Source organism: Oleiphilus sp. HI0123, from assembly GCF_001635315.1.
Genome location: NZ_LWGE01000756.1, coordinates 1 through 316, shown reverse-complemented (window position 1 = coordinate 316; position 316 = coordinate 1). Strand labels below are relative to the sequence as shown.

Annotated in this window: 1 pseudogene; it reads right to left on the bottom strand. The window is 45.9% G+C overall.

From position 1 onward, the window contains the following. Window positions 1-103: pseudogene (locus A3761_RS28950) on the bottom strand (chemotaxis protein CheR); the annotation flags it as partial. Between the last annotated feature and the right edge of the window lie 213 nt (window positions 104-316).

The following is a 316-nucleotide window of genomic DNA, read 5'->3' as shown; positions in this document are numbered from 1 at the left end:
GCGCCAGGCGGCCATAAACCATATCTTTCTTATGGGGCCCCAGCACTATGCCAGTATACTTATAGGCCAACTCGCTGATTTCCTGGAAATCAGCATCGGACATCGCAAACTCTCGTGATCGATCAGAATCCACTTAAGAACCTTAACTCGCTAGTAATTGTCGTCCGGCAACCTGATCTGGATCAGCGATCAATTGCTCGCTAAGCTCCAAAATAATCACCATTTTTTCTTCGGTACTTCCCAAACCTTTAACATATTGCGCCTGACTCGTTTGGGAAAGCTCGGGAGAAGGCTGAATTTGAGAATGAGAAAAGTT